7 protein-coding genes are annotated in these 5,330 nt (G+C 64.9%); all 7 read right to left on the reverse strand.

What is annotated here, in order from left to right:
- Positions 1-647, reverse strand: a 647-nt coding sequence (locus ACN0T5_RS21765) for a trypsin-like peptidase domain-containing protein (RefSeq protein ID WP_417770698.1), incomplete at its 3' end; no start/stop codon positions are given.
- Positions 648-801: 154 nt separating this feature from the next.
- Positions 802-1,221 carry a 50S ribosomal protein L17 gene (gene rplQ / locus ACN0T5_RS21770; RefSeq protein ID WP_417770699.1) on the reverse strand — a complete coding sequence of 140 codons (420 nt, stop codon included), beginning with the start codon at positions 1,219-1,221 and terminating at the stop codon, positions 802-804.
- Positions 1,222-1,356: 135 nt separating this feature from the next.
- Complete coding sequence (locus ACN0T5_RS21775; protein WP_417770700.1) at positions 1,357-2,373, reverse strand: DNA-directed RNA polymerase subunit alpha; 1,017 nt, start codon at positions 2,371-2,373, stop codon at positions 1,357-1,359.
- A gap of 115 nt (positions 2,374-2,488) precedes the next feature.
- Entirely contained in the window at positions 2,489-2,878 is a 390-nt protein-coding gene (gene rpsK, locus ACN0T5_RS21780) for a 30S ribosomal protein S11 (protein ID WP_417770701.1), read from the reverse strand.
- Positions 2,879-2,891: 13 nt separating this feature from the next.
- Positions 2,892-3,260, reverse strand: a complete 369-nt coding sequence (gene rpsM / locus ACN0T5_RS21785) for a 30S ribosomal protein S13 (protein ID WP_417770702.1) — start codon at positions 3,258-3,260, stop codon at positions 2,892-2,894.
- A 416-nt stretch (positions 3,261-3,676) separates the two neighbouring features.
- The gene (locus tag ACN0T5_RS21790) at positions 3,677-4,342 is read right to left on the reverse strand and encodes an adenylate kinase (protein WP_417770703.1); all 666 of its coding nucleotides are present in this window, start codon (positions 4,340-4,342) and stop codon (positions 3,677-3,679) included.
- Positions 4,339-5,330 (reverse strand): preprotein translocase subunit SecY (secY, locus tag ACN0T5_RS21795; protein WP_417770704.1); only part of this gene is annotated, 992 nt, incomplete at its 5' end. The genes ACN0T5_RS21790 and secY, both read right to left, overlap by 4 nt.

The raw sequence follows: 5,330 nt of genomic DNA on the forward strand, positions 1-5,330 counted from the left end.
GCGCCGCCCGAGGTGGCGGGGGTGATGGCGGCATCGGTCTGGATGAAATAGCCACGCGAATTGCCCGTGGCGATGCCCGAGCGGGCCAGGCCCGAGACGATGCCGCTGGTCACCGTCTGCCCGACGCCGAAGGGGTTGCCGATGGCGAGCACCAGCTCGCCTACCTCGACACCGTCGCTGTCGCGCAAGAGAAGATGGGGCATGTCGTGCGCGCCATCAAGGCGCAGGATCGCAAGGTCGCTGTCCTCGTCCGCCAGCAGGACCTCGGCGTTGAACTCGCGCCGGTCGGTCAGAACCACGCGGATCTCGGTGGCCTGGCCGACGACATGGTAGTTGGAGACAACGATGCCGTCTTCGGACAGGATGACACCCGAGCCCAGAGAGTTCTGCACCCGGGGCTGCGCCTGTCCGAAATCGCGGAAGAAGCTGCCGAAGAAGGGATCGTCGGCGAAGGGGCTGCGGCGCGCGGCAACCACGCGGCGGGCGTAGATGTTGACGACTGCCGGCGCCGCCTCGCGCACGAGCGGCGCGAAGGACAGGCGGATCTCCTCGGCGCTTTGCGGCACCCGGGTCTCGGCAGATGCGGGCACCGGGGCAGCGGCGGCCAGAAGCACCAGCATCACGGACAGGGACAGAATGCGCAGCATCGGTCGACGTCGCCTCGGGTCGGGGATCTCGGGGGTGAAGATATGCGCGCCGTGCCGGCTGAATGCAAGGCGCGCCGCACCGCGCCGGCACAACGAAAAACGCGCCGCCCGGTCAGGGCAGCGCGCTGTCATCGGTGCCGGATCGGCGCCGGTATCACTCTTCGGCGGCCTCGGCTTCTTCCAGGCGCGCCTTGTCGGCGGCACCCTTGGCCGAGGTGTCGCGGTCGACGAATTCGATGATCGCCATCGGGGCCATGTCGCCGTAGCGGAAGCCTGCCTTCAGGATGCGGACATAGCCGCCCTGGCGGTCCTTGTAGCGCGGGCCGAGAACCTCGAACAGCTTCGCCACATGCGCATCCTGCTTGAGCTGGGCGCGGGCGTTGCGGCGGGCGTGCAGGTCGCCGCGCTTGGCGAGCGTGATCATCTTCTCGATGATCGGGCGCAGTTCCTTGGCTTTCGGCAGCGTGGTCTTGATCTGCTCATGTTCGATGAGCGAGCCGGCCATGTTCGCCCACAGCGCCTTGCGGTGCTCGTGGGTACGGTTCAGGCGGCGGTAGCCTCTTGCGTGACGCATGTGTCTTCTCCTACGTGTTTTGCTTTGTCCGGCGGCCGATGCGTGTCAGCCGCTCTCCTTGGGGCTTCCTGCCCTGTTCGTCCCCGCCAGCGCGGGCAATTGCCGGGGCGCGCCTTGCGGGCGCGCCCCGAGTTATCAGAAGGCGTCTTCGAACTTCTTCGCCAGATCCTCGATATTGTCGGGCGGCCAGTCCTCGACATCCATGCCAAGGTGCAGACCCATGCCCGAGAGCACTTCCTTGATCTCGTTCAGCGATTTCCGGCCGAAGTTCGGAGTGCGCAGCATCTCGGCTTCGGTCTTCTGGATCAGGTCGCCGATGTAGACGATGTTGTCGTTCTTCAGGCAGTTCGCCGAACGCACCGAAAGCTCGAGTTCGTCGACCTTCTTGAGCAGCAGCGGGTTGAACTCCAGCCCGTCGTCGTCGTCCTGCTGGCGCGCGCTTTCCGGCTCGTCGAAGTTGACGAAGATCGACAGCTGGTCCTGAAGGATGCGTGCGGCATAGGCCACGGCGTCGTCCGGGGTGATGGAGCCGTCGGTCTCGACCTTCATGGTCAGCTTGTCATAATCCAGAACCTGGCCCTCGCGGGTCGGCTGCACGTCGTAGGAGACCTTCTTGACCGGCGAATAGATCGCGTCGATCGGGATCAGGCCAATGGGCGCATCCTCGGGCTTGTTCTTGTCGGCGGCGACATAGCCCTTGCCGGTGTTGACGGTCAGCTCCATGAACAGGTCTGCGCCATCGTCGAGGTGGCAGATAACGTGTTCGCGGTTCAGAACCTCGATGCCGGCGCTGTCGGAGATGTCACCGGCAGTGACGACGCCCGGACCCTTGGCATTGACCGACAGGCGCTTGGGGCCTTCGACTTCCATGCGCAGGGCGACACCCTTGAGGTTGAGAACGATATCGGTCACGTCCTCGCGCACGCCGGCGACCGAAGAGAATTCGTGCAGGACGTTGTCGATCTGGACCGAGGTGATGGCCGCGCCCTGGAGCGACGACATCAGGATACGGCGCAGCGCGTTGCCGAGCGTCAGGCCGAAGCCCCGCTCAAGCGGCTCGGCGACGACGGTGGCCTGGCGGGTGGGATCGTTGCCCGGCTTCACATCGAGCTGTGCGGGCTTGATCAGTTCGGCCCAATTCTTGTGGATCATGCGTCCCTCCATACTTGTCTTGTCCCCATGTCCGTTCAGGACAAGACGCCCGAGGTTTCAAATGGCGTATCGAGGCCGGGCATCGCGCCCGGCCCCGCAATCTGCTGAAGGCGGATCAGACCCGGCGGCGTTTCGGCGGGCGCACGCCGTTGTGCGCCATCGGGGTCCCGTCGCGGACCGAGGTGATGTTGAAGCCGACGGCGGCGAGGGCGCGCAGCGCGCTTTCGCGACCGCCACCGGGGCCCTGGACCTCGACCTCGAGGGTCTTGACGCCATGATCCTGCGCCTTGCGGCCCGCGTCTTCGGCAGCCATCTGGGCGGCATAGGGGGTCGACTTGCGCGATCCCTTGAAGCCCATGGTGCCGGCCGAGGACCAGGCGAGGGCGTTGCCCTGGACGTCGGAGAGCAGAATCTTGGGGTTGTTGAAGGAGGAATTCACATGCGCCACGCCTGCGGCGATGTTCTTGGAGACCTTCTTCTTGGTGCGAGTCTTGTCACGTGCCATGGATCAGCCCCCCTTATTTCTTCTTGCCGGCAATGGCCTTCGCGGGGCCTTTGCGGGTGCGAGCGTTGGTGTGGGTGCGCTGACCGCGAACCGGCAGGTTGCGGCGGTGACGCAGGCCGCGGTAGCAGCCGAGGTCCATCAGGCGCTTGACGTTCATCTGACGCTCGCGGCGCAGGTCGCCCTCGACGGTGTAGTTGGCGTCGATGTGCTCGCGGATGGCGAGGATCTCGGCATCGGACAGCTCGTTGATGCGGCGCGACGGGTCGATGCCCACGGCCTCGCTGATCGACTTCGCCGAGGCGGGGCCGATTCCGGTGATATAGGTAAGGGCGATCGGGACCCGCTTGTGGGTCGGGATGTTTACGCCGGCAATACGTGCCACGTGACATGTTCCTTTTCGTTGCGGGTCCGTGATGCCAGACCCTTTTTTCACAACATCAGCCCGAGGCGACTTGGCGCTCCGGGCCCGGCTGAGAGGTGATCGTGCAGACCGGGCGCGACCCGGTACCGCGAATTGATTCTGTTTCCAGATGGTGCTGGTTAGGGGGTTTTCATCGGGCCGTCAAGACGTCCCGCGCGGGCATGCCCCGGCCGCGCGTCCAGAGCCGCCCGGCGCCTGTTTTTCAACACTTTCACCTCCTACGTCCCGGGCGCCGGTCCATAGAGGCGATCGTCCTGCGCGATGGAGGTGTCAGGCGGGCACGTGGCCGGAAACCCGCCTTCCTTCAGTCGATCCGGAATGGGCCAATGCACCGTGCCCCCTGCCCTGACGTTTCGCAAGCAGGGCCAGACAGGCTGTCATGCACCCGCAGAGCTTGAGGCCTTATCAAGCGCGGCGGCAATCTCGCTCTGCACCTCGTCGATCGTGCCGAGGCCGTCGACCGTGCGCAGGTCACCCTTGGCGTAGTAATAGCCGATCAGGGGCGAGGTTTTCTTGTAGTATTCCATCAGCCGCTGGCGCAGCGCCTCTTCGGTGTCGTCGGCGCGGCGCTTGACATCGGTCGAGCCGCATTTGACGCATTTGCCGTCAGCCGGCCAGGGCTTGGTGATATCGTTGTAGACTTCGCCGCAATTGCCGCAGGTCGAGCGTGCGGTGATGCGCTGGACCAGCGCGTCGTCGTCGACACGCATCTCCACCACTGCGTGCAGCGTCTCGCCCTTCTCGGCCAGCAGTTCGCCCAGGGCGTCGGCCTGTGCCAGGGTGCGCGGGAAGCCGTCGAAGATGAAGCCACCCTTCTTGTCGCCCTCGAGCTTTTCGCGGATCAGACCGATCACGATCTCGTCGGTTACCAGGTCGCCGCGCGCCATCACCTCGGCCACGCGCTTGCCCATCTCGGTTCCGCTCTCCTTGGCCTCGCGCAGCATGTCGCCGGTCGAAAGCTGGATCATGTCGCGGGTCTCGACCAGGTGGCGGGCCTGGGTTCCCTTGCCCGCGCCCGGAGGTCCGAGGAGAATGATGTTCATCTGCGTGCCGTCCCTTTGCGTGTCCGTTTCTTGTTGCGCCCGCGCAGCTGCGACTTCTCGATCAGCCCTTCGTACTGGTGCGCAAGCAGGTGGCTTTGCGCCTGCTGGATCGTGTCCATCGTCACCGAGACCACGATCAGCACCGAGGTGCCGCCAAAGTAGAAGGGGATCGCCAGTTGCGAGCGCAGGACCTCGGGCAGCAGGCAGACCAGCGTCAGGTAAGCCGAGCCGAGAACAAGGATGCGGTTGACCACGTATTCCAGGTATTCCTCGGTGCGCTTGCCCGGACGGATACCGGGGATAAAGCCGTTCTGGTTCTTCAGGTTTTCGGCGACCTCTTCCGGCTTGAAGGAGACGTTGAAGGTGTAAAAGAAGGTGAAGAACACGATCATCGCCGCGAAGAAAAGCAGGTAGAGCGGCTGGCCGGGGCCAAAATAGGCCATGATCGTCGACATGATCGGTCCGGTCTGGCTGCCCGAGAAGGTCGAGATCGTGGTCGGCAGCAGCAGCAGCGAACTGGCAAAGATCGCCGGGATCACGCCCGCCGGGTTGACCTTGACCGGCAGGTGGGACGAACCACCGTCATAGACCTTCATGCCGACCTGGCGGCGCGGATACTGGATATGGATCTTGCGCAGCGCGCGCTCCATGAAGACGACGAATGCGATGGTCACCGCGACCATGACGATCACGCCGATGATGACCGCCGGGCTGATCGCGCCCGACCGGCCCTGGCTGAAGAACTGCGCCAGCGCCGCCGGAACCTCGGCGATGATGCCGACGAAGATGATCAGCGAGATGCCGTTGCCGAGGCCGCGCGCCGTGATCTGCTCGCCCAGCCACATCAGGAACATGGTGCCGCCCACCAGCGTCACCATGCAGGACATGCGGAAGAACAGGCCCGGGTCGGTCACCAGGTCGCCAGCCTCGAGGCTGACGGCAAGGCCGTAGGCCTGCAATGTCGCCAGCGCCACGGTGCCATAGCGGG

This window comes from Stappia sp. (genome assembly GCF_048261845.1).
Lineage (GTDB): Bacteria > Pseudomonadota > Alphaproteobacteria > Rhizobiales > Stappiaceae > Stappia.